Raw genomic sequence first — 22,371 nt, 5'->3', positions numbered from 1 at the left:
CCTCATGCCAGGAATACGCTCGGGGGTTACGCTCCCTCCGGCGGCACCAGGACCTCGACGACCCCGCCCGCCTCGCGCACCACCAGGTGCGGCAGCGGCGGCGGGGTCACCGGCAGCTGGTGCATGAGGACCGCGCCGTCGACGGCGAACGACGTCCGGTGGCACGGGCAGTCCAGCCGCCGCGCCGGCGCGTCCAGGTTCAGCCGGCAGCCGAGGTGCGTGCACGTCGCCGAAACCGCGCGCACCTGCCCGCCGGAGCGCTGCACGAACCCGGCGACGGCCCCGAAGTCGAACGGCAGCACCCCGCCCTCGGGCAGGTCGTGCGCCGCCACGACGGCGCGCCACTGGCCGTTCTCCGGCCGCAGGGTCTCCTCTTCCGGAGGCGCGGCGGCCGGTTCGGCCCCGGACGTCACCAGGTATTCGACGCCCGCGCCGGCCGCGGCCGCCACCGCGGCGGCCGAGGACACCTGGATGAACCGGCGGCGGGTGCCGCCCCGCGCGGGAGCCGGGTCCCCGAGCTCCTGGGCGAGCCTGCGGTGCAGCGCGGCGACGAACTCCTCGCCCGCGGCCGCGCCCCCGGGCCGGGCGGCGCGCAGCAGCACCGCGGTCCGCAGCTCGGCCTCGTCGCCGGGACCGGCTTCGAACGGGCGCGGCCGGCGCCGGCGCAGGAGGTCCTTGACGAACCGGCGGACGCCTCGAGTGCTCACGTCTCCATCCCTTCCGCCAGCTGGGCCGCCTGGCGCAATGCGCGGTGCTGCAGCACCTTCGCGTTGCCGACGGTGGTGCCCAGCTCGGCCGCCGCCTCCTTCAACGAGCAGGCCTGCAGGAACCGCAGGCGCAGGATCCGGCCGTAGCGCTCGGGCAGCTGCGCGAGGATCGCCTCGGCGCGGGCGAGCACGCCCGGGTCCACGGTGTCCGCCTCGAACGCGGCGACGTCGCGCTCCTCGTCCAGGGTGGTGATCTCCCGGCCGAGCGTGCGCCGCCAGTGCCCGGCCAGCACGGTCCGCGCGGTGGCCAGCAGGTAGGCCCGCACCTCGCCCACGCTCGCCGAGACCCGAAGCGGCCGCAACGCCGTCAGGAAGACCTCCGTGGTGAGGTCCTCCGCGTCGGGTCGGTTGCCGACCTTCGAGAACATCAGCCGGAACACGCGGTCGACGTTGTCGCGGTAGACCGCCTCCCAGTCCGGGTAGACATCCGCGCCGACCGCGTGCAGCCGCGCGCGCGGCGCGTCGCCCGCTTCGTCCTGTTCGGCGCGTCTGCGCCGGAACCGCTGTGCCACCGGCACCGCCCGCCTTCTCCCCACCGGTCTCTTCCCGCCACCAAGGGGATAAGGGCCGGGGTTACGCCGTAACCGGAGACCGTATCGATGAGCGGAGTTTCCGACGACCCGGGGAGCGAAATGACCACATCGATGTCACGCCGGCAGCTGCTCGTCACCGGCGGGGCGGCCGCCGCCGTGCTCGCCACCACCGGCCTGCCGGGGCCCGCGGCCGCCGCGGTGACGCCGATCCGGCCGGGCGGTGCGGACGTCGTGCTCGCCTGGAACCGCGAGCTGCTGGCCATCGTGCGCACGCCCGGCCTCCAGCCCGCGACCGTGCACCCGACGCGCGGCTTCGCGCTGCTGCACGCCGCGATCCACGACGCCGTCGTCGCGACGACCGGCACCGGGCACCCCTACCTGTTCACCCTCGACGTCCGGGGCCCGGCGGCTCCGGAAGCGGCGGCGGCGCAGGCCGCGCACGACGTCCTGGCCGCGCTCTACCCGACCCGGTCGGCGGAGCTGGCGGCCCTGCTGGCCGGGCAGCTGACCGCCGTGCCACCGGCGGCCCGGGACGGCGGCGTGCGGGCCGGGCGGCTGGTGGCCCGGCTCCTGCTGGGCCTGCGCGCGGACGACGGCTCCGCGGCGACCCCGCCGGTGCTGACGCCGGGCACGGCACCCGGCCAGTACCGGCCGACGCCACCCGCGTTCGCGCCCGCGGTGTTCACCCACTGGCCCGCCGTGACGCCGTTCGTGCTCAACCGGGCCGGGCAGTTCCGGCCTGGTCCGTACCCCGCCCTGGACGGCCCTCGGTACGCGAGAGCGCTGAACGAGGTCGCCGCGACGGGCCGGGACGCGAGCACCACGCGCACCGCGGACCAGACCGTGCAGGCGAGGTTCTGGGCGGCGCCGATCTGGAACTACTGGAACGAGATCGCGCAGTCGGTCGTCGCCGGTTCGCGCAGCAGCCTGCTCGTCGCGGCCCGGGTGTTCGCGCGGCTGAACCTCACCTTCGCCGATGCCGTGATCGCGTTCTACGAAGCGAAGTACCACTACCGGATCTGGCGGCCGATCACCGCGGTCCGGCTCGCCGCCGACGACGGGAACCCGGCGACGGACGCGGTCCCGGACTGGTCGAGCCTCGCCACCACCCCGGCGGATCCGGCGTACCCCGGCGCGCACAGCGTCGTCTCGCAGGCGGGCGCGCTGGTCCTGCGGCAGGAGTACGGGCCGCGGTGGGCACTGGACGTCACGTCCGAGGCGCTGCCGGGCGTGGTCCGGCGGTTCGGCACGTTCCAGGACGCGGCCGACGAAGCCGGGTTGAGCCGGATCGCCGCGGGCGTCCACACGCGGCTCGACCACGCGGCCGGCCGCCAGTTGGGCCTCGACGTCGCGGCGTTCGTCCTGCACTCCTGAGCCTTCGCGGCTGAGGACGCCCGTCCTCAGCCGCGCAGCCGGGCGAAGAACTCGTCCAGCTGCGCCAGCTGCCGTTCCGGCGTCGCTTCCCGGGGCGAAAGCACGCCGAGGATCTGCAGCCCCATGAGCATCGCGAGCAGCTCGTCCACGACGGCGTCGACGCTCGGCGGCTCGGCGATCTCACCGCCCGCCGCGGCCTCCGCGAGGCGGGCGCTCATCTCGACGCGCCAGTGGTTCACGAAGCCCGCGTGCAGCTCGGCCTTCTCCGGGGAGTTCAGGGCCTGCTGCCAGAAGGTGATGGCCAGCCGCGCTTCCGTGAGGCGTTCTTCGTCCAGCGGCATGATCTCCAGGCACAGCGTGCGGAGCCCGGCCAGCCCGCGGCGGTTGCCCTCCACCTTGTCGGCGCGGGTGTTCGTCGCTTCGAAGATGTGCCGGAAGGCGGCGGTGAGGACGGCGTCCTTGTTCGGGAAGTAGTAGAGCAGGGCGCCGTTCGCGAAGCCGGCCGCCTCGGCGATGCGCCGGGTGGTCACCGACTGGATGCCTTCTTCGGCGACCAGCTTCCACACCACGCCGATGATCTCCCGACGGCGCGCGTCGTGATCGACAACCTTGGGCACGCGTGCTCTCTTTCCGCCGGCGGCTCGACTCCCCCAGCCTAGGCCGTGACCCAGCCGTTACTGGCGAGGCGCTTTATTTTGTACAGGTGTTCAGTATAGTTGCGCCACGCGCTCAAGGAGGACGCCGATGCCGCAGCATCCGCTCGCCCCGGTGACAGCCGAAGAGATCCGCACCGTCCGCCGGACGGCCGAGCAGGCCGGGCTGGCCGCCGACAGCACCCGGTTCGTCTACATCGGACTCGAAGAACCCCCGAAGGCGGACGTGCTCGCCGGCACCGCGGACCGCCGGTTCCGCGCCCTTTTGCTCGACCTGGCGACGCAGGTCTCCCGCGACGTCGTCGTCGACGTGGTCGCCGGGGAAGTCGTCTCCGCCACCGAGCTCGACACCGCGACCAGCGGCCAGCTGCCCGTGCTGGACGAGGAGTTCGAGCTCGTCGAGCAGGTGCTGGCCACCGACGAGCGCTGGCTCGCCGCGCTCGAGGCGCGCGGGCTGGCGGTCGAGAACGTCCGCGTGGCACCGCTTTCGGCCGGCGTCTACGCCGGCGAGTACCCGGAGGAGTCCGGCCGGCGGATCCTGCGCGGCCTGGCCTTCCTGCAGGAGAAGGAAACCGACTCCGCGTGGGCGCACCCGATCGACGGTCTCGTCGCCTACGTCGACACGCTGAACCGGGTGGTCGACCAGGTCATCGACAGCGGGCCCGTGCCCGTGCCGCGGGAATCCGGCAACTTCGACGATCCGGCCGTCACCGGGCCGCCGCGCACGACACAGAAGCCGATCGAGATCACCCAGCCCGAGGGGTCGAGCCTGCACCTCGACGGCAACCTCCTCACCTGGGAGAAGTGGTCGCTGCGCGTCGGCTTCGACGCGCGAGAAGGCCTGGTGCTGCACCAGATCGGCTTCGACGAGGGCGACGGCGTCCGCCCGGTGGTCCACCGCGCGTCGATCGCCGAAATGGTGGTGCCGTACGCGGACCCGGCGCCGGTGCGGTCGTGGCAGAACTACTTCGACACCGGCGAATACCTGGTCGGCCGGTACGCGAACGCGCTGGAGCTCGGCTGCGACTGCCTCGGCGAGATCACCTACCTGGACGCGGTGATCGCCGACGAACGCGGCGAACCCAAGACGCTCCCGAACGCCATCTGCATCCACGAAGAGGACTTCGGGATCCTGTGGAAGCACACGGACCTGTGGTCCGGCTCGGCCCAGACCCGCCGCCAGCGCCGGCTGGTCGTGTCGTTCTTCACGACGGTCGGCAACTACGACTACGGCTTCTACTGGTACTTCTCCCTCGACGGCACGATCGCGTTCGAGGCCAAGGCGACGGGCGTCGTCTTCACGTCGGCCCACGACGGCGGCGACTACCCGTACGCGTCGCAGATCGCCCCCGGGCTCGGCGCGCCGCTGCACCAGCACCTGTTCAGCGCCCGGCTCGACATGACCGTCGACGGCGTGCGCAACCGCGTCGAGGAGGTCGACGTCGCCCGGGTGCCGATCGGGCCGGACAACCCGCGCGGCAACGCGTTCACCACCCGCACCACGGTTCTGGCAAAGGAGTCCGAAGCCCGGCGCGACGCCGATCCCGCCCGCAACCGCGTGTGGCACATCGTCAACCCCGGCCGCGAGAACCGGCTCGGGCGGCCGGTGGCCTACGCGCTGATCCCCGAAGGCCTCCCGACCCTGCTGGCCGACCCGGGCTCGTCGATCGCGCACCGGGCCGGGTTCGCCACGAAACACCTGTGGGTGACGCGTTACGACCCGGCCGAGCGGTATTCGGCGGGCGACTTCGTCAACCAGCACGCGGGCGGCGCCGGTCTCCCCGCCTACGCGGCCCAGGACCGGCCGCTGGACGGCGAGGACATCGTCGTCTGGCACACCTTCGGCCTCACGCACGTGCCCCGGCCCGAGGACTGGCCGATCATGCCGGTCGACTGCACGGGATTCACCTTGAAGCCGGTGGGGTTCTTCGACCGCAACCCGACGCTGGACGTCCCGCCGTCCGCGGGCGCGCACTGCCACCGCTGACCATGCCCCGCGCCTCAGCCGAGCGGGTAGTGGATCATCTCCACGCCGCCGGTGGCGTAGTTCGGCACGTCCGCGGCGACGGCTTTGCCCGCTTCGGAGCCGAGCGCGGCGGCCATGGCTTCGGCGGACTCGAAGTCGGCGTTGAAGACGGCGAAGTACTTGCTGTCGCCGGCGAGCGAGGCGACGTCGAACGAGTACTGCGACTTCACGAGGCCGGGGAGCTTCGCGGCCAGCGGCAGGTGGGTGCTGACGTAGTACTCGCGGAAGTGGGCTTCGTCGGCGGGCGGCGGGTAGAGCACGGTGAGCCGGTGCATCGGGTTCCTCTCGCTGCGGGTACGCGCTGCCGACCTTAGTCCCGGACGGCGGCCCGGCGCCGGATCAGGACTCCGGAGCCTTGAGGACTTCGGTCGGCAGGCCCAGGTTCTCCACGATCCGCTCGACCGCCGCCCCGAGCCGCGCGAAGTCGTCGCCGAGGGGGTCGAGGACCAAGCGCCGCACCGTCTCCACGTGGGCCGGTGCCGCGGCCGCCAGGTGCGCGCGACCGGCGTCGGTGAGGGTCGCCGTCGTGAACCGGCGGCCCTGGCCCGTGCAGACCTTGCGCGTCACCCAGCCGCGGTCCTCCAGGCGGGCCACCGCGTGCGAGATCCGCGGGAGCGAGCCGTTGGCCATCTCCGCGATCACGCTCATCCGCAGGGTTTCCCGCGGCACCACCGAAAGCCGGGCCAGGATCATGTAGCCGAGCAGCGTCAGGTCGGCGTCGCGCAGCAGCTGGCTCTCCAGCGCACCCGGCAGCGTCAGCAGGACCTTGGCCAGGTTGATCCAGGTCCGCTGCTCGTCGTCGTCGAGCCAGCGGACCGGCTCCTCCTGATCGCTCATCCTCTTGACTTTAACACGCAACCCAACTTACCGTTTGGGTTGAACACGCAACCCAAGGAGGAGCGATGACCACCACCGCCACCCGTACCCCGGTCACGGCCCTCCGGCTGGGCCTCGCCGTCCTGGCGGCCGCCGCCGTCAACACCGTCATCGCGCTCGCGGCGTCGGCCCTCGACGACGGCGGGATCGGCATGGGCCTCGCCCCCGTCGCCTACCTGCCCGCGACCGTCGCCGGCCTCCTCGTGGGCGCGGCCGGCTGGACGCTGGTCGCCCGCCGGGCCCCGAAGCTGCTGCGCGTGCTCGTCCCCGCGGTCCTGGTCCTGACCTGGGTCCCGGACCTGCTGCTCCTGACCGCGGGGGCCACGGCCGCCAACGTCGTCGGGCTGATGCTGATGCACCTGGCCGTCACGACGGCGATCGTCGTCACGATGCGCCGCTGAACATGGCGATCAGGCGGTGCGGCGCGTCGTCGCCGAAGAGGAACTCGTGCAGTTCGTCGCCGTCCGCGGCCGCCTCGGCGCTGCGGACGAACATGGCCGCCTCGTACTCGGCCAGGGCCGTCTCGACGTCTTCGGGGTGCGCCGCGAGGGCCTTGCCCAGTTCGGCGCCGTCGAGCATCGCCAGGTTGGCGCCCTCGCCGTTCGGGGCGGCGAGGTGCGCGGCGTCGCCGACCAGCGTCACCCCGGGGACCCGCTCCCACCGGTGCCCGGCCGGCAGCTCGTAGAGCGGGCGCAGCACCGGCGCCGTGTCGCCGCCGGTGATCAGCTCGGTGAGCTCCGGCGCCCAGCCGTCGAACTCCGCCGCGACGCGCGCCGCGGCGCCTTCGGGGTCGGTGAAGTCGATGGCGGCGAACCACTCCGGTGACTCCGTCAGGGCCACGTACGTGTGCAGGGTGTCCCCCTTTTCGCGGTGGGCCTGGATGCCCTTGCCCGGCACGACCGCGAGCAGCGACCCGCCGCCGACCGCCTCGGCCGCGGCCGGGTGCCGGGTATCGCCGTCGTGGAGGAACGTCTCGACGTACGACCGGCCGGTGTACTCCGGCTTGGCCGCCGAGAGCAGCGGCCGGACCTTGGACCAGGCGCCGTCCGCGCCGACCAGCAGGCTCGTGACGATGGTGGCGCCGTCGGCGAAGGTCACTTCGTGGCGCCCCTCGCCCAGCGCGCGGACGCCGCCGACCTTGTGCCCCCACCGGACCGTGTCTTCGGGCAGCGAGTCGAGCAGCAGCTGCCGCAGCTCGCCGCGTTGCACTTCGGGACGTCCGCCGGTGCCGTCGTCGGCTTCTTCGTAGAGGACGGCACCGTCGCTGCCCAGGATCCGGACGGCCTGCCGGCCCTCCAGGACGAGCTCGCGGAACCCGGCCGTCAGGCCGGCCGCTTCGAGGGCGGGCCGGCCGTTGTCTTCGTGGATGTCGAGCATCCCGCCCTGCGCTCGCGCGGTCGGTGAGGCCTCCGCCTCGTAGACCGTGACCGGGATGTCGTGGACGTGCAGGACGCGGGCGAGCACGAGGCCGCCGAGACCGGCACCGATGATCGTGACGTGGGTGGTCATGAGGACTCCTCCGGGTCGTTCTGGAATGATGTTCCAATCTTGGAACACCGTTCCAGATATGTCAAGATGGCGGTATGTCACGACGCACCGAAGCGCTCTCCCGCGAGCGGATCGTGGAGACCGCCGTCGAGCTGCTCGACAACGACGGCGAGAGCGGCCTGACGTTCCGGGCGCTGACCGAGCGCCTCGCCACCGGCGCCGGCGCGATCTACTGGCACGTGGCGAACAAAGGCGAGCTGCTCGACGCCGCGACCGAAGGCGTCGTGACCGCCGCGCTGGCCGTCGAGCCCGCCGCGTCCTCGCCGAAAGAGGAGATCCGTGTCGTCGCGCTGAGCCTGTTCGACGCGATCGAGGCGCACTCCTGGCTCGCCACGCAGCTCGCCCTGAACCTCTCGCGCAGCTCCTGGGGATCGTTGACCCCGCGGATCTTCGAACGCTTCGGACGGCCGGTGCGCGCGCTCGGCGTGCCCGCGGGAAGCCTGTTCACGGCGACGTCGGCGCTGGTGCACTACGTCCTCGGCGCCGCCGGGCAGAACGCCGCGAACGCCCACAGCCCGGTGACCGCCGCCGGCCGCGCCGAGTTCCTCGACTCCGTGGCGAAGGCCTGGGAAGACCTGGACCCGGACGAGTACCCGGTCGCCCGGTCCATCGCGGCGGAGCTGCGCGAGCACGACGACCGCGAGCAGTTCCTCGCCGGGATCGACCTCGTGCTCGCCGGCATCACCGCCCTCCACCCGGCGTAAATCGCTTGCCCCGGGCCGAAGACGGCGCTGGACTGCCGCCATGGAGATCCGCTCTGCGACCGACGAGGACTTCGCCGTCTTCGTCGACACGGTCCACGCCGCGTTCGGCCGCTTCCCGGAGCCCGGCGGCACGCTCTTCTCGGCGTTCGAACCGGACCGCGCCCTGCTCGCGGTGGCGGACGGACGCCCGGTCGGCACCACCGCGGCGTACTCGTTCGAGCTGACGCTGCCCGGGGAGGTCGTCGTCCCGGCCGCCGGGGTGAGCGCGGTCGGCGTCCTGCCGACGCACCGGCGCCGGGGCGTGCTCAGCGCGATGATGCGCCGCCAGCTCGCCGACGTGCGGGCGCGCGGGGAGCTCCTCGCGGTGCTGCTGGCCTCCGAAGCCCCGATCTACGGCCGGTTCGGCTACGGCCCGGCGACCACCACGCAGCGCGTGACGGTGCCGCGCCGCCAGGCGGAGTTCGCCCCGCCGCGGGGCGCGTCCGAGGGGACCGGCTCGGTCGAGCTGCTGCGCCGCGACGCCTGCACGGAGCTCATGGAAGAGGTCTACGACCGGTACCGCCGCGCTCAGCCCGGCGCGCTGTCCCGGCCGCACCGCTGGTGGGCCGCGGGTGCGGGGCGGCCGCCGGTGGCCCGGGCACCGCGCTACGTCGCCGTCCACCGGGACGCCGACGGCGTCGCGGACGGGTACGCGAGCTATTCGCTGGGCGACTCCGGCACCTTGACGGTCGACGAGACGATCGCGGCCGCCGACGACGTCTCCACGGCGCTGACCCGGTTCGTGCTCGGGCACGACCTGGTCACCGAGATCGTGTTCAAGCAGCTCCCGGCCGACCACCCGCTGCGCTGGCAGCTGGCGGACTCCCGCGCGGCCCGGCTGACCGACGACACCGACTGGCTCTGGGTGCGGCTGCTGGACGTCCCGCGCGCCTTGACGGCCCGTGGCTGGTTCACCGACGGCGAGCTGGTCCTCGACGTCACCGACCCGTTCCTCGTCGAGGGCGGCCGCTACCTGCTGAGCGTCCGGGAGGGCAAGCCCGCGTGCGTCCCGACCGACCGGGACCCGGACCTGTCCCTGGACGTCCGGGACCTGGGTTCGGTGTACCTGGGCGGTACGGCGCCGAGCACCCTGGTGCGCGCCGGCCACATCCGCGCCCACCACCCGGAGGCCGCGGCCCGTGCGGACGCCCTGTTCCGCGGGGAGCGGGCGCCGCACTGCCTGCACTGGTTCTGAGCGCGTGATACACGCACGAAGAACGGGTGCTCACCGCCTCCGGAAACGGCGTCGGTTTGACGTTCTTCATGGCGGCCCGCCGATCGACGACCTCTCCGGGCTACGTCGTCCGGCGCGCTAAGTTGTCGCCGGACGACGGTCGATGCGGAGGTGCCGGTGGTGCGGATCAGCGACGAGGACTTTCTCTGGTTCACCGGACGAGCCCTCGACGGGATGTCGGCGATCCTCGCCTCCCTGGGCGACGAGGACGCCAACCGGCGGCCGGCGCTGCCCGGAGCCAACACGCCCTACGCGATCGTCACGCACTGCTTGGGCGTGCTCGAGTTCTGGGTGGGGTCGCTGGTCGCCGGGCGTTCGGTGCACCGGGACCGCGCTGCCGAGTTCACTGCCGCGGGTCCGGTGGCCGGCCTGCTCGAACGTGTCGAGCAGGCCAGGGAGCAGCTGCGCGCCGATCTTGCGGCGGCCGACTCGACGGCGCCGCTGCGGGCCGAGGCGCCACCCAAGTACCGGGACACCCCGGCGGGGCGAACCCAGGGTGGGGCGTTGCAGCACGTGTACGAGGAGCTGGCGCAGCACCACGGCCAGCTCGAGCTGACCAGGGACGTTTTTGCGAGCCGCGTATGACACTCAGTGCCAGATCCGCTCGGTGAGCCGACCGGCCACCGTCACGCAAGGCACTCGCCTGGAAGGCAGCCTCACCCGTCACATTCCGCGCTCAGCGCGCCGGCTGGCCGCCGGCGCGCAGAGCGGCGCTCACCTGGGCGACGACCTCGTGCAGGGGCGTCGCCGTGCTCATCACCGCGACCACCGTCGAATCGTCGCGGCCGGTGGGGCGGAATGCGTCCGCGACCAGGGCGAATGCCTCCGCCGCACTGGTCTTGATGTCGTCCTGGCCGCCCGTGCGCAGCCAGCGCCGGAGCACGTGGTTGTTGGCCGCGGCGATGGCTGCCGCCGCCACCGCCGCGCGCAGGCTGGCCGTGTCGTCGCCCTGCTGCTCGAACCGGGCCTGCAGGTAGCGCGTCAGCACGCGCTGGTAGCGGTCGACCGTCGCGACCTCCTTGTCGCGCAGCGACGGGACCGCGCGCGTGAGGGCGAAGCGCTTGAGTGACACGTCCAAGTCGGCGGCGTAGGAGTCGAGGACCAGGCCGACCGCCGAACACGCCACCTCCACCGGGTCGCGCGACGGGTCCGCGTTCGCGAAGGCCTCCTCCATCTCCGCCACGATCTCGTCGTGGTTGGCGAACAGCACGTCGTCCTTCGCGTCGAAGTACCGGAAGAACGTGCGGCGCCCGACCCCCGCGGCGGCCGCGATGTCGTCCACCGTGGTCGCCTCGTAGCCGTTGGCCGCGAAGAGGTCCACGGCCGCGGAGGCGAGCGCGCGGCGCAGCCTTCGCCGGCCCGCGGGGGTCGCCCCGACCCGGGTGGCCGGCGCGCGGCGCGGCGAATCCATCATAGCCGGACGGTAGCAGCCGGGCTTGCTAACGGCACTGAGTGCCGTTACAGTGAGACGAACCTCCCACCGAGCGGAAAGGCGTCGACGATGTCGCTCGACCAGAAGGTGCCGACGAGCTCCTCGGCCCCCCGGGACCCGGCCGGCGACCGGGTCGACGCCTACTACGGCCGGCTCTTCGGCTGGCCGGTGAAGTGGCGCGGGACGCATCCGTTCCTCGCGCTGGAGAACGGGATCTGCGCGGTGACGCTGCCCAAGCTCAGCGCCGGCCCGGTCCTCTCCCGGCTCGCCACGACCGGCTGCCAGGGCCCGGCCATGCACCTCCCGACCCCGCACGGCCCGCGGGTGGCCCTGCTCGCGGAAACCGACGGCCTCTTCCCCGCGCGCGACGCCCTGCCCAAGGACGTCGAGGTGCTGGCCTGGGGAACGTTGCTGCCGCTGCCGGTGGGCGCCCGCCGCGTGGAGGTCGCGACGGAGTGGCTCACCGCGCCGGACCCGCACCAGCGGTGGCTGCCCAGCCTCGGCGCGGTCCTCGCCGCCGTCCCCGCCCGGTTCTGACCGGCAGGCCGCTGGGTTCCGTCCGGCCGGCCCCATCCTGACCGGCCGTGCCCGCCCTGCGCTGACCGGCCGGACGGGCACGCGAGCGGGTCCGGGTCGCGCCTGCCCCGCCCGGACCCGCTCCCCCGGCTGCCGACGAAGCTCGACGGGCGGGAATCGCGGCTCGGCCGGGCATCCCCGACCTCAGTCCACAAAGGACAATTGTTTGACGGCACCGCCGGTGGGGTATTCACCACCCGGCGATCCCACGCAGCCCCCGTTGCCCGGGTCACGGCCGTGGTCGCTCCGGCCGCGCTGTGAGGACACCATGACCCGTGACGAAGCCGCGACGGTCCGGCTCGAGGAGCCGGTCTTCCGCCTGCCCTGGACGGCGTTCGCTCTGCTGCTGGTCGTCGTGGCGGATCAGGTGACCAAGTGGTGGGCCTGGCGCGAAGTACCCCGCACGCACATCAACTTCGGCGGGAACCCGCTGGTCGGACCGGTTGTCGGCGCCTGGTACGCCGATCCGGTCACCGGCGCGGTGCTCGACCTCGCCGGCAGCGCGACCCTGACCGCGGCCGTGCTGCTCCTCCTGCGCCGCGGGCACCCGGTGTTCCTGCGGGCGCCGGCCGCGCTGGCGATCGGCGGCTGGACGAGCAACCTGCTCGACCGCCTCGGCCTGCACCACCTCACCGCGCCGGGCAGCGTCCGCGGCGCGATCGACTTCGTGCCCGTCGGGCGGTATTCCTTCAACGTCGCGGACTTCTTCATCGTCGGCGCCACCCTGGCGTTCGCGCTCGCCCAGGGCTACCGGTGGCTTTCCCGCGCCACGACCGAGGTCCCGCGCATCCCGCTCCGGCTGCGCACCCCGGCCCGGATCGCGACGGCGACCGGCGTGGTGGCGCTCGTGGCCGCGGTGACGCTGGGCGCGACCCACTACGGCGGAGCGACGCATCCCCCGCGCGGCCACCGGATCTCGGCGACCCCCTGACTCATCGCGGTGTCTTGGCACTGGTTTCCCAGACGCGCATGTTCACCCCCTCGACAGCCGCTTGGTGCGGCGGTCGGACACCGCCGCACCAAGCGCTCCTCTCGATCTGGGCCGCCCTACCGGTTGTCGCCGTCCTGGGGGATCGACGCCGGGACGGACGGGCTCACGCGAGCGATGTCACCGCTGAGCACCCACGCGCGCTGGCTCGGCGCGAACCGCGGCGAAAGCAGCCCGTCGTTGATCTCCCGGGTGACCGCGATGCGGTTGTAGGCCGTCGCGGGCAGGAACAGCCGGTCGTTGGACTGGCCACCGTCGGACGTGCCCTCCAGGTCCGCCTCGACCGCGTCGACGATGCCGTCGTGGTTGCCGTCGACCCGGGCGACTTCGGCCGCGTAGGCGTCGAAGATCCGCTGGCTCAGGTTGTGCTCGTACGGTTCGAACGACGCCGTCCGCAGGTAGACGTCCAGCATCACTTCGTTGCCCAGCCCGCTCGGGATGAAGCGGAGCCGCTTCTCCTTGTGGTCGTCGTTGTTCGGCATCGGGCGGTCCGGGTCGTCCGGGCTGGTGTTGAGCAGCCGGTCCGGGTCGCGCGGGATGTTCGGGTTGTCGCCGTCGACCTGGGGCCTGTTCTGCACGCCCGCGGGCCCCGAGCCCGGCACGATCGAGGACAGCGCACCGATCTTGCCCTTCTCGAACGTCCCGGGGGCACCGCCGGTGAACGGCAGCTCGTAGGCGGGCGGCACCCAGTTCGTGTACTGGTTCAGCTCCCAGTAGGAGTGGAGGTCGCTCTGCTGCGTCGCGTTGTAGGCACCCAGCGACAGCTGGATCGGCACGAGGTTGGACACCCGGTCCGGCCAGTGGTCGGTCGCGGACGGTTCGCGCGGTGCCTTGCCGTCGGTGGTGAACACCGCGCCGGGCCGGTTGTGGTGGTCACCGGCCTTCGCCAGCGCGGCGGCGTCGGCGGCGGTGACCGTCCCGAACGTGGCGTGCCCGTCCGGCCGCGGCGCCGCGACGGCCGGCACCGTCACGTCGTGGATCATCCAGCCCTCGTACCAGCCGGACTCGTTGTTGATGACGAACAGCCCCGAGATGTCGGTGAACATGTCGACGAACGAGCCGGGGTCGTTCGGATCGGTCGGCAGCCCCGGTTTCGGTTCGACGACCACCCGCGTCGCGCCCAGTGTGGGCAGGTCGTGGTTCGGCCCGGTGGCGGTCGGCGCGACACCGTCGTTGATTCCCGGAATGGTCGTCGTGAACACATTCGGTTGGAAATTCTTCGTGTCCATCAAGTAGTACTGGAATAACTGACTCGGCGACGGCGCTTCGGAAAACGCGGTCATCGGCGGGAACGTGCTCGGCCGGCCGGCCAGCACCGCCAGCCGGTCCTTCAGCGGCTGCGGCAGCTGCCGGATGTCCCCGCGATCGGTGAATCCCCCTCCCCCTTGCTGCGTAACGGCTCCGGCCCCACTCGCGAACGTGGCGGTCGCCCCCAGCGTCAGTGCCGCGACCACCGCGGTCGCGGCCTTGCGCTTGCTCCTCATGATCGCTCCTCGCATGAAACGGGCAGTCCCCGCGCTCGCCGGCAGGGGCGCGGAGGAGAAATCAAGGTGGCCCCTCGCCGAGAGATATGCACCGGGGTTACACCACTCCCGGTCCGCCGGTATGGTGGGGAACCATCGGAAACACGGATGTGGAGTCCCGATGGAGGGGAAGTCCGAATCGGACTGGGAAACCGTCTACCGCGAGAACGTCGTCTGGATCTACCGGCTGATGCTGACCAAAGTGGGAAACCCGGCGGACGCCGAAGACCTCACCGGCGAGGTGTTCCTCGCCGCACTGAAACCGTTGCGCCTCACGGCCCGCAGCGAAGAGGTGCGCGCCTACCTGCTCGCCACCGCGCGGACGGTGCTCGCCGCGCACTGGCGCCGGCTGTTCGGCCGGGAAATCACCACGATCGGCCTCGACGAAACGACGGAAATACCCGATCGCGACGACGAAACGCCGAACGGCTCGCCCCGGCACGCGACGGATCGGCGGATCACGGCAATTCTCGCCGAATTGCCCGAGCGTGCCCGGAAAGTCCTGCAACTACGGTTCCTGGAGTCGTACTCGCTGCAGGACGCCGCCGACGAACTCGGCGTCACCCTGGCCAACGTGAAGGTGATCCAGCACCGGGCGCTGCGGCTCGCCGCGCAGGCCGCGGCCCGGATCGAGGAGGGGGCATGAACGACGTCGAGCACTTCGCCGAGAGCCTGATCAGGGAGCGCACGCCGGAACCGTTCCGGCCCGACGACGAGCAGGTCGCGCAGATGCGCGCCGCCATCGAACTGCGTGCCGTGCACGTCGGGGCGGCCGACGCGGTGCCGGACCCGGACTTCGTCGCCGGCCTCGGCCACCGGCTCGCGGCCCGGCTCGACGCACCCGCCGCCGGCCGGCCGCGCACCCGCCGCACCGTGGTCCGGACCGCGGGCGTCGCCGCGGCCTCCCTCGCGGCGGGCGCCGGGATCGACCGGCTCGTCCGCGGCACGGACACACCGGCGTCACCACCGGCCGCCGCGGGCACCTGGCGCACGGTCGCGGCGAGCGCCGACCTGCCCGCCGGGGGCGTGCGCGAGTTCGAGCTGGACACCTTGATCGGCTTCGTCCAGCGGACCCCGGACGGCCTGCGCGCGGTGTCCTCGACCTGCACGCACCTGGGCTGCCGGCTGCAGCTCCTCGCTTCCGCACGCCGGCTGCAGTGCCCGTGCCACAACGCGATCTTCGCGCTGACCGGCGAGATCGTGCACTACGACCTGCCGGTGGACATCCCGCCCCTGCCGCAGTTCGAAGCGCGGGAACAAGACGGCGAGATCCAGGTCTACGCGCCGGTGAGACGCGCGTGAGCGGCGGCCGAAGTCGGCGGGGATAGCCACGGGTCATCCGGGGTACCCCCTCGAGATGGCTGAAGGACGGCACGGCGGGATCGAGGTTCTCCCCGTGGACGCGGAACAGGCTCTCGTGCTGGAGGTGAGCGGCACGCTCGACGCGGCGACCGCGGAGACCGCGCGCGGCAAACTGCTCGACGCGACCGTCACCCTCCCGCCACCGCGGCTCGTGCTGCTCGACCTGCGGGACGTCGACGTGATCTCCGCGGCCGGGGTGCGGGCGCTGGGCGAGTTCGCGGTGACCCGCGCGCGGACCGGCGTCCGGTCGGCCGTGCTGCTCGAGCCGCACACGCTCAACGCGAAGTTCCTGCGCGGCGGCCACCTGCCCGTGCACGGCAGCGCGACCGAGGCGATCCGGACCGAAGCACCCGGCGGAGCCGACGAGGACCGGCTCGGGGAGCAGCTCGCGGCGCTGACCCGGGTGCTGCTGGACGCCCCCAGCGTCACCCGCGCCCTGGAGCAGGTGGTTGCCGCGACGACCGTCGTCGTCCCGCACGCGCGGCTGGTCAGCATCACCCTGCGGGATCCCGGGGGCCGCTTCTTCACCCCCGTCGAAATCCCCGACATCGCCGCCGACCTCGACGACGTCCAGTACCGCACCGGCGCGGGCCCCTGCCTGGACGCCGCCACGCCCGACGGGCCCGCCTACGCGCTCGACCAGGACCTCGCCCGGCCCTCGGCGTGGCCGCAGTTCGCCGCGGTCGCGACGGCGCACGGCCTCGGCGCGGTGCTGTCGACGGCCCTGCTGCCGGCCTCTCGCCCGGGCGGGCTCACCGGCGCCCTCAACATCTACGCCCACCGCGGCGGCATCACCCCGACCGACCGCCACCGCTCGCTGCTGCTCGCCACGCACGCCTCGCTGGCCCTGGAGCACGCCCGCGGGGCCGAGGTCGCCGAGCTGGAGCGCACGCACCTCAAGGAGGCGATCGGGTCCCGGGACGTGATCGGCCAGGCGAAGGGGATCTTGATGGCCCGCCAGGGCCTCGACGCCGAAGCCGCGTTCGCCCTGCTCCGCCGCACTTCGCAGGACCTCAACGTCAAGCTGGCCGAGATCGCGGAAGCCCTGGTCCAGAACCACGCGAAGCTGGCTCCCGTCGAAGACGCCTGACCGCTCAGATCCAGGGGTTCCCCGCGGCGAGCCGGGCGGTGAAGCCCGTGTCGTCGCGGTGGAGGACGACCTCGCTGCAGACCTGGTGCGCGATCCACAGCCCACGGCCACCGATGTCCTGCCCGGCGGGCAGCAGGCCGGCGAACGGGTCGCCCGGGCCCTCGCCGGTGTCGTGCACCGTGACGACCGCGTGGCCGGCTCCCGCCCAGATCCGCACCCGGACCGGCGGGCGGCCGTGGCGCAGGGCGTTGTCGACGATCTCGCTGACCGCCAGCACGAGGTCGTCGGCCTCGGCCGCGGGCAGGTGCGGCTGGACGGCGTCCGCGACGGCCCGGCGGGCGGCCGAGGGCGTCGGGTCGGCGAGTTCGGCCAGCGGCGCGTTGCGCTGGATCGCGAAGGGCACCGGCGGCCGCGGGCCGGCGAGGAACGCGGTCGGGTCGACGTACCCGGCGTTGGGGTGGTACCCACCGCCGGGCGTGGCGAGGAACGGGTGGGTGCGGGCGACGTCGTCGAGCACGTGCCGCGGGGTCGTGCGGGTGTCGTAGGCGCACATGCTGCGCAGGGGGAACTCGTCGTAGGCGTGGTTCACCGCGGACTCGTAGCGGGCCCACCAGTCCCAGGAGGTCCCGATCACGGCCGGCGGGATCTCGCCGAAGACGCGGATGCCGGTGGCGCCCTCGCCGACGAGCCCGGCCAGCAGCTCGCGGTAGGACTTGATCGCCGTGGCGGGCCGCGTGTAGAGGTCGCCGGTCGGCAGGAAGTGCACGGCGCCGGCCTCGGGAAGCGCGTCGCGCACGAGTTCGGCCCGGTCCGGTACCAGGGAAACGAGGGTCGGCTCGCCCGCGCCGAGCCCGTCGCGGAGGAACGGCACGGCGACGGCGAGCAGCTCTTCGTCGGAGGAGTAGTGGACGGCGGCGTGGTCGTAGCCGCGCCGGGTGGTGGCCGGGTCGGTGGTCGTCACGGGCGCTCCACCCGCACCCCCGGGACGTCGAACAGCTCCAGCAGCCGCGCCGGGGTGCTCAGCCGCGTCCGCAGGACGACCGTGGTGCCGTGCCGTTCGGCGTGGTCGGAGACGGCGAACAGGCCGCGGTGGTCGATGAAGTCCAGGCCGGTCGCGTCGATCGCGACCGGGTCCGCGGCCGAGCCCAGCCCGGCGCGCTCCAGCGCGAGCGGCCACAACCGGCGGACCGCGACGTCCAGCTCCCCGTCGAGGGCGGCGGAGTCCCCGGGCCCGGCGTGCCCGTGCAGGTGGAACGGCGTCGCGCCGTCGTGGGCGAAGGGGTGCATGCAGGCCAGTTGCGCGACGGCTTCGTCGCCCAGTTCGGTCCGGTCGTAACCGCACATCGCCGACATCGGGTGGGCCGCCATGTAGCGGTCCACGCTGTGCTCGTAGCGGGCGAAGGCGTCCAGCTGGGCGGGCGTGCGCACCAGCGAGGTCGCGTCCGCGGCCACCCGCAGCCCGGTGAACCCGGCCGCCAGCGCCGCCTCGGTCGCCGCGGCGTAGAACCGGACCTGGCCGGCGGGGTCGACGACGGCTCCCGCCGGGTAGGTCGAGTCCACAGAGGACACCCGCACGGCACCGCGCCGCAGCCCCTCGTCGAACTCGCCGGTGCCCTGCAGCTGCCGGGCCAGGGACGTCTTGTCACCCTGGCCCACGTAGAGCACCCGCTTCCCCGCGGCGAGGCCCTCGGCCAGGAACTCCCGCGCCCGCGAGACGAACTCGTCCCGCCGCCGGTAGCCCCAGCACACGTGGTCGCGGAGCGGCGTCGGCAGCCCGCGGTCCCGCTGTGTCGGCATCTGCACGCGCTGAGACTACGCCGCCCGCCTCAAAGTCCGGGGTGCTCACCCGCCGCGCGCAGGCCGGGCACCCAGGCCACCGCCTGGTCCACGTCGTCGGCGAGCAGCACGACCTCGATCAGCCGGCCCATCTCGAGGGCCCGTGCGACGTTCGGCCGCGCGCCGGCGACGACGAACGGCACCCCGGCCTCGGCGGCCGCCATCGCGGTCTCCGCGAGCACCCGCAGGCCGGGCGACGCGCAGAACTCGACGCGCTCGAAGTCGACGACCAGCCCGGCCGGGCCCGACCGGATCCGGGCGGCCAGCTCGGACCGCAGCGGCTGGGCACCGACCATGTCGAGCTCGCCGGCCACCGCGACCACGACGACGTCCGACACGGTGCGGACGCTGATCCGCGTGTCGTCACTGGGGTTCGGGACCGGCATGACACCACCGTAGCCCGCTCGTCCGATCGCGCGGCCGCACGACGTCCGCGCCGGGCTACCCTGACGTCGGGACGCGGTGTGCGCCGTGGCTCGTGCTCGTACGTTCTCCGACCAGCCAGGTCGACCATCGTCACCGGTGGCCACCCGACAGTGCGCACACAGGGGACGGAATGCGGCGATGGGAGGCGTGGGCCGAGCCGGCCGCCGGCAGCCCACCCAGGCAGGTGATCGTGGTCCGCGGCGGCATCGACGCGGCGGTCGCCACGGCGTTCGAGCGGCGGTTGCGCGAGCTGGCGGGCGCCGGGCCGGCCGACGTCGTCGTCGACCTCTCGGCCGCCTCGCTGTTCACCGCCGCGGCGGTGCGGGCGATCGCGCGGACCGCCACCGGCTGGCGCGCGCACCACCGCCGGACCCGGGTCGTCATCGGCCCCGGCAGCCCGGCCCGCCGGGTCGTTCCCCTGATCACCTCGCTCGGGCTGATCGCGGTGCACGACTCGCGCGGCGCCGCGCTCGCCGCCGACGGCGCGGCCGTGCTCCGCGCCGCGCCGACGACCAGGGCCGGGACCATGGCCGAGCTCGTCCAGGCCGTCCAGCAGCTCCAGCGCCGCTACTCGCTGAGCGACATCGAAACGGCCGTCGGCCTCCTGCGGGACGCCGCGACCCGGCACCGGATCCACGCCGGTCAGCTGGCCGCCGCGTCGGGCGAGCTGCTCATCCCGGCCACGCGCGGCGTGGTGCCCGACGGCGCCGCGCCGGCCATGCCGTTCCCCGTCCGCGCCAGCCCCGCCCCGAAACTGCTCACGGTGCTCGACGCCGCGCTCAAGGCCACGATGAACGTCATGGCGGCACCGGCCGGCTACGCCCAGGTCGCCACCGCGAACGCGCTGCTGCTGGTCGGCGCCCACGGCTTGGACCGGGAGCTCTGGCGAACCCTCGGCCGGATCGGCCGGTTCGACACCGCGTGCGCGCGGGCCAGCCTCTACGGCACCCGCGTCGTCGTCCCGGACCTGAGCACCGACACCCTGCTCACCGGCACCCGCACCCGGGACGTCCTGCTCGCCGACCGGTTCCGTTTCGCGCAGAGCACCCCGGTGCTCGACCACGACAGCCTGGAGTGCCGGGCCGTGCTCTCCACCCTCGACCGCCGGTCCGGCCGGGTCGTCACGGCGGCGGAAGCCACCGAGCTCGACCACATCGCCCACTCGGTGAGCCGCTGGGAAGCGTGGGACGACCGGCGGCGCCTGCGCGCGGCCCTGCGGGACCTGCACGACACCCTGGCCGCCGGCTGAGGATCGCGACCACGAGCTTCCGGTGCTCCGGGCACGGCAGCACCGCGCCGGAGAACGCGTCCGTGGTCACCGGCGGGTTTGAGTCACGTCCGGCCGGGCACCCGGCTCGACGGGTCACCGACCACACGGGCGGTCGCGCGCTCCCGGTACCGCGCGCCGGGCCGCCTTGCGCGAGGGTGACCCGGCCCGCGGGGCTGCAGGGGGCCGCCGCCGGCCGGGCCACCCTCCCGGTCGCCGGATCAGCCGGTCAGGTCGCCCTCCTCGGCGTTGCGCCGGGCGTAGTGGGCCAGCTTGTCCTCGTCCACCGTCACGCCCAGGCCCGGCCCGGACGGCACGCGCAGCCGGCCACCGGTGAGCTCGAGGGGCTCGACGATGTCGTCCGCGTGCAGGTAGTACATGCTGTCGATGGCCCGCGACAGGACCGGCGTGCTCGCCACGACCGCCAGGTGCGCGGCGGTCGCGATGCCCAGTTCGCCGCCGCTGTGCAGGTTCATCCCGAGGCCGAACGTCTCGCAGTGCGCGGCCAGGGCCTTCGTCGCCGCGATGCCGCCCCACTTGTAGACGTCGCCGTGGACCACGTCGACCGCACCCAGCCGCACGGCCGGTGCGAACTCTTCGAACCGCACCACGCACATGTTGGTGCACAACGGAATCCGCACCTTCGCGCGCACCTGGGCCATGCCTTCGATGCCGGCGCACGGGTCTTCGAGGTACTCCAGGTCCAGCTCCTCCAGCGCGAGCCCGGCACGGATCGAGTCGGGCACCGACCAGGCGGCGTTCGGGTCGACGCGCAGCTCGACGTCCGGCAGCGCGCGCCGCAGCTCGCGCATGATCGCGACGTCGCCCCGGACGTCGGTGGTGCCCTTGAGCTTCACCGCCGTGAACCCGCCCCGGGCGACCACCTTCGCCGCGTGCTCGGCGACCCCCTGGGCCAGTTCGCGGCCCGCCGCGCCCGGAGCGTCGGCACGCGTGACGAGCGCCGTGATCGGGACTTCGTCGCGGACCCGGCCGCCGAGCAGGTCCGTCACGGACTGGCCGGTGACGCGCCCGATCAGGTCCCAGCAGGCGACGTCGAGCGCGGCCAACGCCGCGTAGCCGAGGTAGCCGTGGAAGAACGGCACCATGTGGTGGCGCCGGTGGAACGCCTCGAGCGCGAACGGGCTGGTGCCCACCAGGCCCGCGCCGAGCTTGCGCACCAACTCGGCGACCGGGCGGCCCCACATCGTCTCGCCCCAGCCGGTCACGCCGGTGTCGGTGCGCAGCCGCACCACGGTGCGCGTTTCGCCCGTCTTGGTCTCGAACGAGCTGGTGAACGGGTTGGTCAACGGCAGGTTCACGACGAGCGCGTCGACTTCGGTGATCTTCATGCCTCCCCTTCGGCGTGGGTTGCGCGGGTGGCCGCGTCGAACGCGCGGATCGCGTCCGCCAGCGCGGTCACCCGGTCTTCGAGCAGGGCGGCGCCGCCTTCCGCGGTCGCTTCGCCGGCGTCGTCGGTGCTGCCGCCGGCGCGGGCCCATTCGCCGTGGCGTTCGGCGGTCAGGCCGGGGTACGGCGGTTCGGCGAACAGCGGTGGCGGCGTGACCTCCGGCCGCGGTTCGCGCGGGCGGACGAGGTCCGGGTGCGCGGCGAGCATCAGGGACGTCTCGTAGTGGCCGGCGTGGCCGGGTGAGCCGCTGTGCTCGCCGAGCGAAAAGTACGAGCACGCACCCACGGCTACGTCCGCGCGCAGGGCGTGCTCCTTGACGGCCAGGCGCATGATCTCGTCGTTGCCGCCGTGGCCGTTGACCACGAGCACGCGGCGGAACCCGCTGGTGACGAGCGAATCGAGCACGTCGGCGAGGACGGCCTGCAGGGTCGCGGCCCGCAGCGAGACCGCCGCGGCGAACAGGTGGTGCGGGCTGTGGCCGAAGGGCAGGGCGGGCAGCCGCACCACGGCCGGCGTCCCGCCGAGGCGGTCGAGGGCGCGGTCGGTGACGGCCTCGGCGAGCAGCGTGTCGGTGCCCATCGGCAGGTGGCCCGCGTGCTGCTCCTGCGAGCCGATCGGCAGCAGTGCGATGGCGTCGCGCGCTTCGGCACGGACTTCCCGCGCGGACATCCGCGTCAGTTCGGGCATCGGGTCTCCCCTGTCGTCGCGG

General features: G+C 73.4%; 24 protein-coding genes and 1 pseudogene. 12 read left to right on the top strand and 13 right to left on the bottom strand.

Features of this window, described 5'->3' with window-relative positions:
• Positions 1–26: 26 nt before the first annotated feature.
• Both ACYVLJ_RS21080 and ACYVLJ_RS21075 read right to left on the bottom strand, forming a co-directional pair.
• The gene (locus ACYVLJ_RS21080; protein ID WP_460439950.1) at positions 27–707 is read right to left on the bottom strand and encodes a QcrA and Rieske domain-containing protein; all 681 of its coding nucleotides are present in this window, start codon (positions 705–707) and stop codon (positions 27–29) included.
• Positions 704–1,285, bottom strand: a complete 582-nt coding sequence (locus ACYVLJ_RS21075) for an RNA polymerase sigma factor (RefSeq protein WP_451980846.1) — start codon at positions 1,283–1,285, stop codon at positions 704–706. Before ACYVLJ_RS21075 ends, ACYVLJ_RS21080 begins: the two co-directional genes overlap by 4 nt.
• A gap of 114 nt (positions 1,286–1,399) precedes the next feature.
• Here ACYVLJ_RS21075 and ACYVLJ_RS21070 point away from each other — a divergent pair, with 114 nt between their 5' ends.
• Positions 1,400–2,674, top strand: a complete 1,275-nt coding sequence (locus ACYVLJ_RS21070) for a vanadium-dependent haloperoxidase (protein ID WP_460439949.1) — start codon at positions 1,400–1,402, stop codon at positions 2,672–2,674.
• Between the two features lie 26 nt (positions 2,675–2,700).
• Here the strand turns inward: ACYVLJ_RS21070 and ACYVLJ_RS21065 are convergent, their stop codons facing one another.
• Complete coding sequence (locus ACYVLJ_RS21065) at positions 2,701–3,291, bottom strand: TetR/AcrR family transcriptional regulator (RefSeq protein ID WP_460439948.1); 591 nt, start codon at positions 3,289–3,291, stop codon at positions 2,701–2,703.
• A gap of 112 nt (positions 3,292–3,403) precedes the next feature.
• Here ACYVLJ_RS21065 and ACYVLJ_RS21060 point away from each other — a divergent pair.
• Positions 3,404–5,314 (top strand): annotated as a pseudogene (locus ACYVLJ_RS21060) (primary-amine oxidase); the annotation flags it as partial.
• Between the two features lie 14 nt (positions 5,315–5,328).
• On the opposite strand, the gene ACYVLJ_RS21055 reads toward ACYVLJ_RS21060, so the two are convergent.
• Together ACYVLJ_RS21055 and ACYVLJ_RS21050 are read right to left on the bottom strand one after the other, a co-directional pair.
• Complete coding sequence (locus tag ACYVLJ_RS21055) at positions 5,329–5,628, bottom strand: EthD family reductase (RefSeq protein WP_451980837.1); 300 nt, start codon at positions 5,626–5,628, stop codon at positions 5,329–5,331.
• A 64-nt stretch (positions 5,629–5,692) separates the two neighbouring features.
• Positions 5,693–6,190 (bottom strand): MarR family winged helix-turn-helix transcriptional regulator, encoded by a 498-nt coding sequence (locus tag ACYVLJ_RS21050; RefSeq protein WP_451980835.1) that lies wholly within the window; start codon positions 6,188–6,190, stop codon positions 5,693–5,695.
• Between the two features lie 65 nt (positions 6,191–6,255).
• Between ACYVLJ_RS21050 and ACYVLJ_RS21045 the strand changes: the two genes are divergently transcribed.
• Positions 6,256–6,630 (top strand): DUF6069 family protein, encoded by a 375-nt coding sequence (locus ACYVLJ_RS21045; protein ID WP_451980832.1) that lies wholly within the window; start codon positions 6,256–6,258, stop codon positions 6,628–6,630.
• Here ACYVLJ_RS21045 and ACYVLJ_RS21040 read toward each other — a convergent pair.
• Complete coding sequence (locus tag ACYVLJ_RS21040; RefSeq protein ID WP_460439947.1) at positions 6,614–7,738, bottom strand: FAD-dependent oxidoreductase; 1,125 nt, start codon at positions 7,736–7,738, stop codon at positions 6,614–6,616. The two genes, ACYVLJ_RS21045 and ACYVLJ_RS21040, sit on opposite strands and share 17 nt — an antisense overlap.
• 74 nt (positions 7,739–7,812) lie before the next feature.
• Here ACYVLJ_RS21040 and ACYVLJ_RS21035 point away from each other — a divergent pair, with 74 nt between their 5' ends.
• The 3 genes from ACYVLJ_RS21035 (at position 7,813) to ACYVLJ_RS21025 (ending at position 10,339) form a co-directional block, all read left to right on the top strand.
• Positions 7,813–8,481 carry a TetR/AcrR family transcriptional regulator gene (locus ACYVLJ_RS21035; protein ID WP_460439946.1) on the top strand — a complete coding sequence of 223 codons (669 nt, stop codon included), beginning with the start codon at positions 7,813–7,815 and terminating at the stop codon, positions 8,479–8,481.
• 40 nt (positions 8,482–8,521) lie between these two features.
• Positions 8,522–9,715 carry a GNAT family N-acetyltransferase gene (locus tag ACYVLJ_RS21030; RefSeq protein WP_460439945.1) on the top strand — a complete coding sequence of 398 codons (1,194 nt, stop codon included), beginning with the start codon at positions 8,522–8,524 and terminating at the stop codon, positions 9,713–9,715.
• A gap of 159 nt (positions 9,716–9,874) precedes the next feature.
• Positions 9,875–10,339 (top strand): mycothiol transferase, encoded by a 465-nt coding sequence (locus tag ACYVLJ_RS21025; protein ID WP_460439944.1) that lies wholly within the window; start codon positions 9,875–9,877, stop codon positions 10,337–10,339.
• A 91-nt stretch (positions 10,340–10,430) separates the two neighbouring features.
• Here the strand turns inward: ACYVLJ_RS21025 and ACYVLJ_RS21020 are convergent, their stop codons facing one another.
• The gene (locus ACYVLJ_RS21020; RefSeq protein WP_460439943.1) at positions 10,431–11,168 is read right to left on the bottom strand and encodes a TetR/AcrR family transcriptional regulator; all 738 of its coding nucleotides are present in this window, start codon (positions 11,166–11,168) and stop codon (positions 10,431–10,433) included.
• Positions 11,169–11,255: 87 nt separating this feature from the next.
• Between ACYVLJ_RS21020 and ACYVLJ_RS21015 the strand changes: the two genes are divergently transcribed.
• Positions 11,256–11,723, top strand: a complete 468-nt coding sequence (locus ACYVLJ_RS21015) for a glycogen operon protein GlgX (protein WP_460439942.1) — start codon at positions 11,256–11,258, stop codon at positions 11,721–11,723.
• 307 nt (positions 11,724–12,030) lie between these two features.
• Positions 12,031–12,693 (top strand): signal peptidase II, encoded by a 663-nt coding sequence (locus ACYVLJ_RS21010; RefSeq protein ID WP_460439941.1) that lies wholly within the window; start codon positions 12,031–12,033, stop codon positions 12,691–12,693.
• A gap of 116 nt (positions 12,694–12,809) precedes the next feature.
• Here the strand turns inward: ACYVLJ_RS21010 and ACYVLJ_RS21005 are convergent, their stop codons facing one another.
• Positions 12,810–14,234 carry a hypothetical protein gene (locus ACYVLJ_RS21005; protein WP_451980809.1) on the bottom strand — a complete coding sequence of 475 codons (1,425 nt, stop codon included), beginning with the start codon at positions 14,232–14,234 and terminating at the stop codon, positions 12,810–12,812.
• Between the two features lie 160 nt (positions 14,235–14,394).
• Between ACYVLJ_RS21005 and ACYVLJ_RS21000 the strand changes: the two genes are divergently transcribed.
• From ACYVLJ_RS21000 to ACYVLJ_RS20990, 3 genes are read left to right on the top strand one after another with little or no spacing between them, the layout of a single operon-like run.
• Entirely contained in the window at positions 14,395–14,919 is a 525-nt protein-coding gene (locus tag ACYVLJ_RS21000; protein WP_451980806.1) for an RNA polymerase sigma factor, read from the top strand.
• Complete coding sequence (locus ACYVLJ_RS20995) at positions 14,916–15,575, top strand: Rieske (2Fe-2S) protein (protein WP_460439940.1); 660 nt, start codon at positions 14,916–14,918, stop codon at positions 15,573–15,575. The genes ACYVLJ_RS21000 and ACYVLJ_RS20995 overlap by 4 nt, the downstream gene beginning before the upstream one ends.
• A gap of 55 nt (positions 15,576–15,630) precedes the next feature.
• The gene (locus ACYVLJ_RS20990; protein ID WP_460439939.1) at positions 15,631–16,725 is read left to right on the top strand and encodes an ANTAR domain-containing protein; all 1,095 of its coding nucleotides are present in this window, start codon (positions 15,631–15,633) and stop codon (positions 16,723–16,725) included.
• Between the two features lie 4 nt (positions 16,726–16,729).
• Here ACYVLJ_RS20990 and ACYVLJ_RS20985 read toward each other — a convergent pair whose 3' ends face one another.
• The 3 genes from ACYVLJ_RS20985 to ACYVLJ_RS20975 are packed head-to-tail and all read right to left on the bottom strand — an operon-like array spanning position 16,730 to position 18,947.
• Positions 16,730–17,686, bottom strand: coding sequence for an anti-sigma factor RsbA family regulatory protein (locus ACYVLJ_RS20985; protein ID WP_460439938.1), 957 nt, complete (start codon positions 17,684–17,686; stop codon positions 16,730–16,732).
• Entirely contained in the window at positions 17,683–18,522 is an 840-nt protein-coding gene (locus tag ACYVLJ_RS20980; protein ID WP_460440191.1) for an MEDS domain-containing protein, read from the bottom strand. The genes ACYVLJ_RS20985 and ACYVLJ_RS20980 overlap by 4 nt, the downstream gene beginning before the upstream one ends.
• 29 nt (positions 18,523–18,551) lie before the next feature.
• Positions 18,552–18,947, bottom strand: a complete 396-nt coding sequence (locus ACYVLJ_RS20975) for an STAS domain-containing protein (protein WP_460439937.1) — start codon at positions 18,945–18,947, stop codon at positions 18,552–18,554.
• 170 nt (positions 18,948–19,117) lie between these two features.
• Here ACYVLJ_RS20975 and ACYVLJ_RS20970 point away from each other — a divergent pair, with 170 nt between their 5' ends.
• A complete protein-coding gene (locus ACYVLJ_RS20970; RefSeq protein ID WP_460439936.1) occupies positions 19,118–20,236 on the top strand; it encodes an STAS domain-containing protein in 1,119 nt (372 codons plus the stop codon).
• 239 nt (positions 20,237–20,475) lie between these two features.
• On the opposite strand, the gene ACYVLJ_RS20965 is transcribed toward ACYVLJ_RS20970, so the two are convergent.
• A complete protein-coding gene (locus tag ACYVLJ_RS20965) occupies positions 20,476–21,603 on the bottom strand; it encodes a mandelate racemase/muconate lactonizing enzyme family protein (protein ID WP_460439935.1) in 1,128 nt (375 codons plus the stop codon).
• Entirely contained in the window at positions 21,600–22,349 is a 750-nt protein-coding gene (locus tag ACYVLJ_RS20960; RefSeq protein WP_460439934.1) for a creatininase family protein, read from the bottom strand. The genes ACYVLJ_RS20965 and ACYVLJ_RS20960 overlap by 4 nt, the downstream gene beginning before the upstream one ends.
• Positions 22,350–22,371 lie beyond the last annotated feature (22 nt).

The organism is Amycolatopsis stemonae, from assembly GCF_054781455.1.
This window is presented reverse-complemented; position numbering and strand designations above follow the sequence as displayed.

Bases quoted from the DNA above. Each gene is read 5' to 3' on its own strand.
- ACYVLJ_RS21070 (WP_460439949.1), top strand. From the start codon at position 1,400: ATGACCACATCGATGTCACGCCGGCAGCTGCTCGTCACCGGCGGGGCG.
- ACYVLJ_RS21055 (WP_451980837.1), bottom strand. From the start codon at position 5,628: ATGCACCGGCTCACCGTGCTCTACCCGCCGCCCGCCGACGAAGCCCAC.
- ACYVLJ_RS21050 (WP_451980835.1), bottom strand. From the start codon at position 6,190: ATGAGCGATCAGGAGGAGCCGGTCCGCTGGCTCGACGACGACGAGCAG.
- ACYVLJ_RS21045 (WP_451980832.1), top strand. From the start codon at position 6,256: ATGACCACCACCGCCACCCGTACCCCGGTCACGGCCCTCCGGCTGGGC.
- ACYVLJ_RS21040 (WP_460439947.1), bottom strand. From the start codon at position 7,738: ATGACCACCCACGTCACGATCATCGGTGCCGGTCTCGGCGGCCTCGTG.
- ACYVLJ_RS21035 (WP_460439946.1), top strand. From the start codon at position 7,813: ATGTCACGACGCACCGAAGCGCTCTCCCGCGAGCGGATCGTGGAGACC.
- ACYVLJ_RS21030 (WP_460439945.1), top strand. From the start codon at position 8,522: ATGGAGATCCGCTCTGCGACCGACGAGGACTTCGCCGTCTTCGTCGAC.
- ACYVLJ_RS21020 (WP_460439943.1), bottom strand. From the start codon at position 11,168: ATGATGGATTCGCCGCGCCGCGCGCCGGCCACCCGGGTCGGGGCGACC.
- ACYVLJ_RS21015 (WP_460439942.1), top strand. From the start codon at position 11,256: ATGTCGCTCGACCAGAAGGTGCCGACGAGCTCCTCGGCCCCCCGGGAC.
- ACYVLJ_RS21010 (WP_460439941.1), top strand. From the start codon at position 12,031: ATGACCCGTGACGAAGCCGCGACGGTCCGGCTCGAGGAGCCGGTCTTC.
- ACYVLJ_RS21005 (WP_451980809.1), bottom strand. From the start codon at position 14,234: ATGAGGAGCAAGCGCAAGGCCGCGACCGCGGTGGTCGCGGCACTGACG.
- ACYVLJ_RS21000 (WP_451980806.1), top strand. From the start codon at position 14,395: ATGGAGGGGAAGTCCGAATCGGACTGGGAAACCGTCTACCGCGAGAAC.
- ACYVLJ_RS20995 (WP_460439940.1), top strand. From the start codon at position 14,916: ATGAACGACGTCGAGCACTTCGCCGAGAGCCTGATCAGGGAGCGCACG.
- ACYVLJ_RS20990 (WP_460439939.1), top strand. From the start codon at position 15,631: ATGGCTGAAGGACGGCACGGCGGGATCGAGGTTCTCCCCGTGGACGCG.
- ACYVLJ_RS20980 (WP_460440191.1), bottom strand. From the start codon at position 18,522: ATGCCGACACAGCGGGACCGCGGGCTGCCGACGCCGCTCCGCGACCAC.
- ACYVLJ_RS20975 (WP_460439937.1), bottom strand. From the start codon at position 18,947: ATGCCGGTCCCGAACCCCAGTGACGACACGCGGATCAGCGTCCGCACC.
- ACYVLJ_RS20970 (WP_460439936.1), top strand. From the start codon at position 19,118: ATGCGGCGATGGGAGGCGTGGGCCGAGCCGGCCGCCGGCAGCCCACCC.
- ACYVLJ_RS20965 (WP_460439935.1), bottom strand. From the start codon at position 21,603: ATGAAGATCACCGAAGTCGACGCGCTCGTCGTGAACCTGCCGTTGACC.
- ACYVLJ_RS20960 (WP_460439934.1), bottom strand. From the start codon at position 22,349: ATGCCCGAACTGACGCGGATGTCCGCGCGGGAAGTCCGTGCCGAAGCG.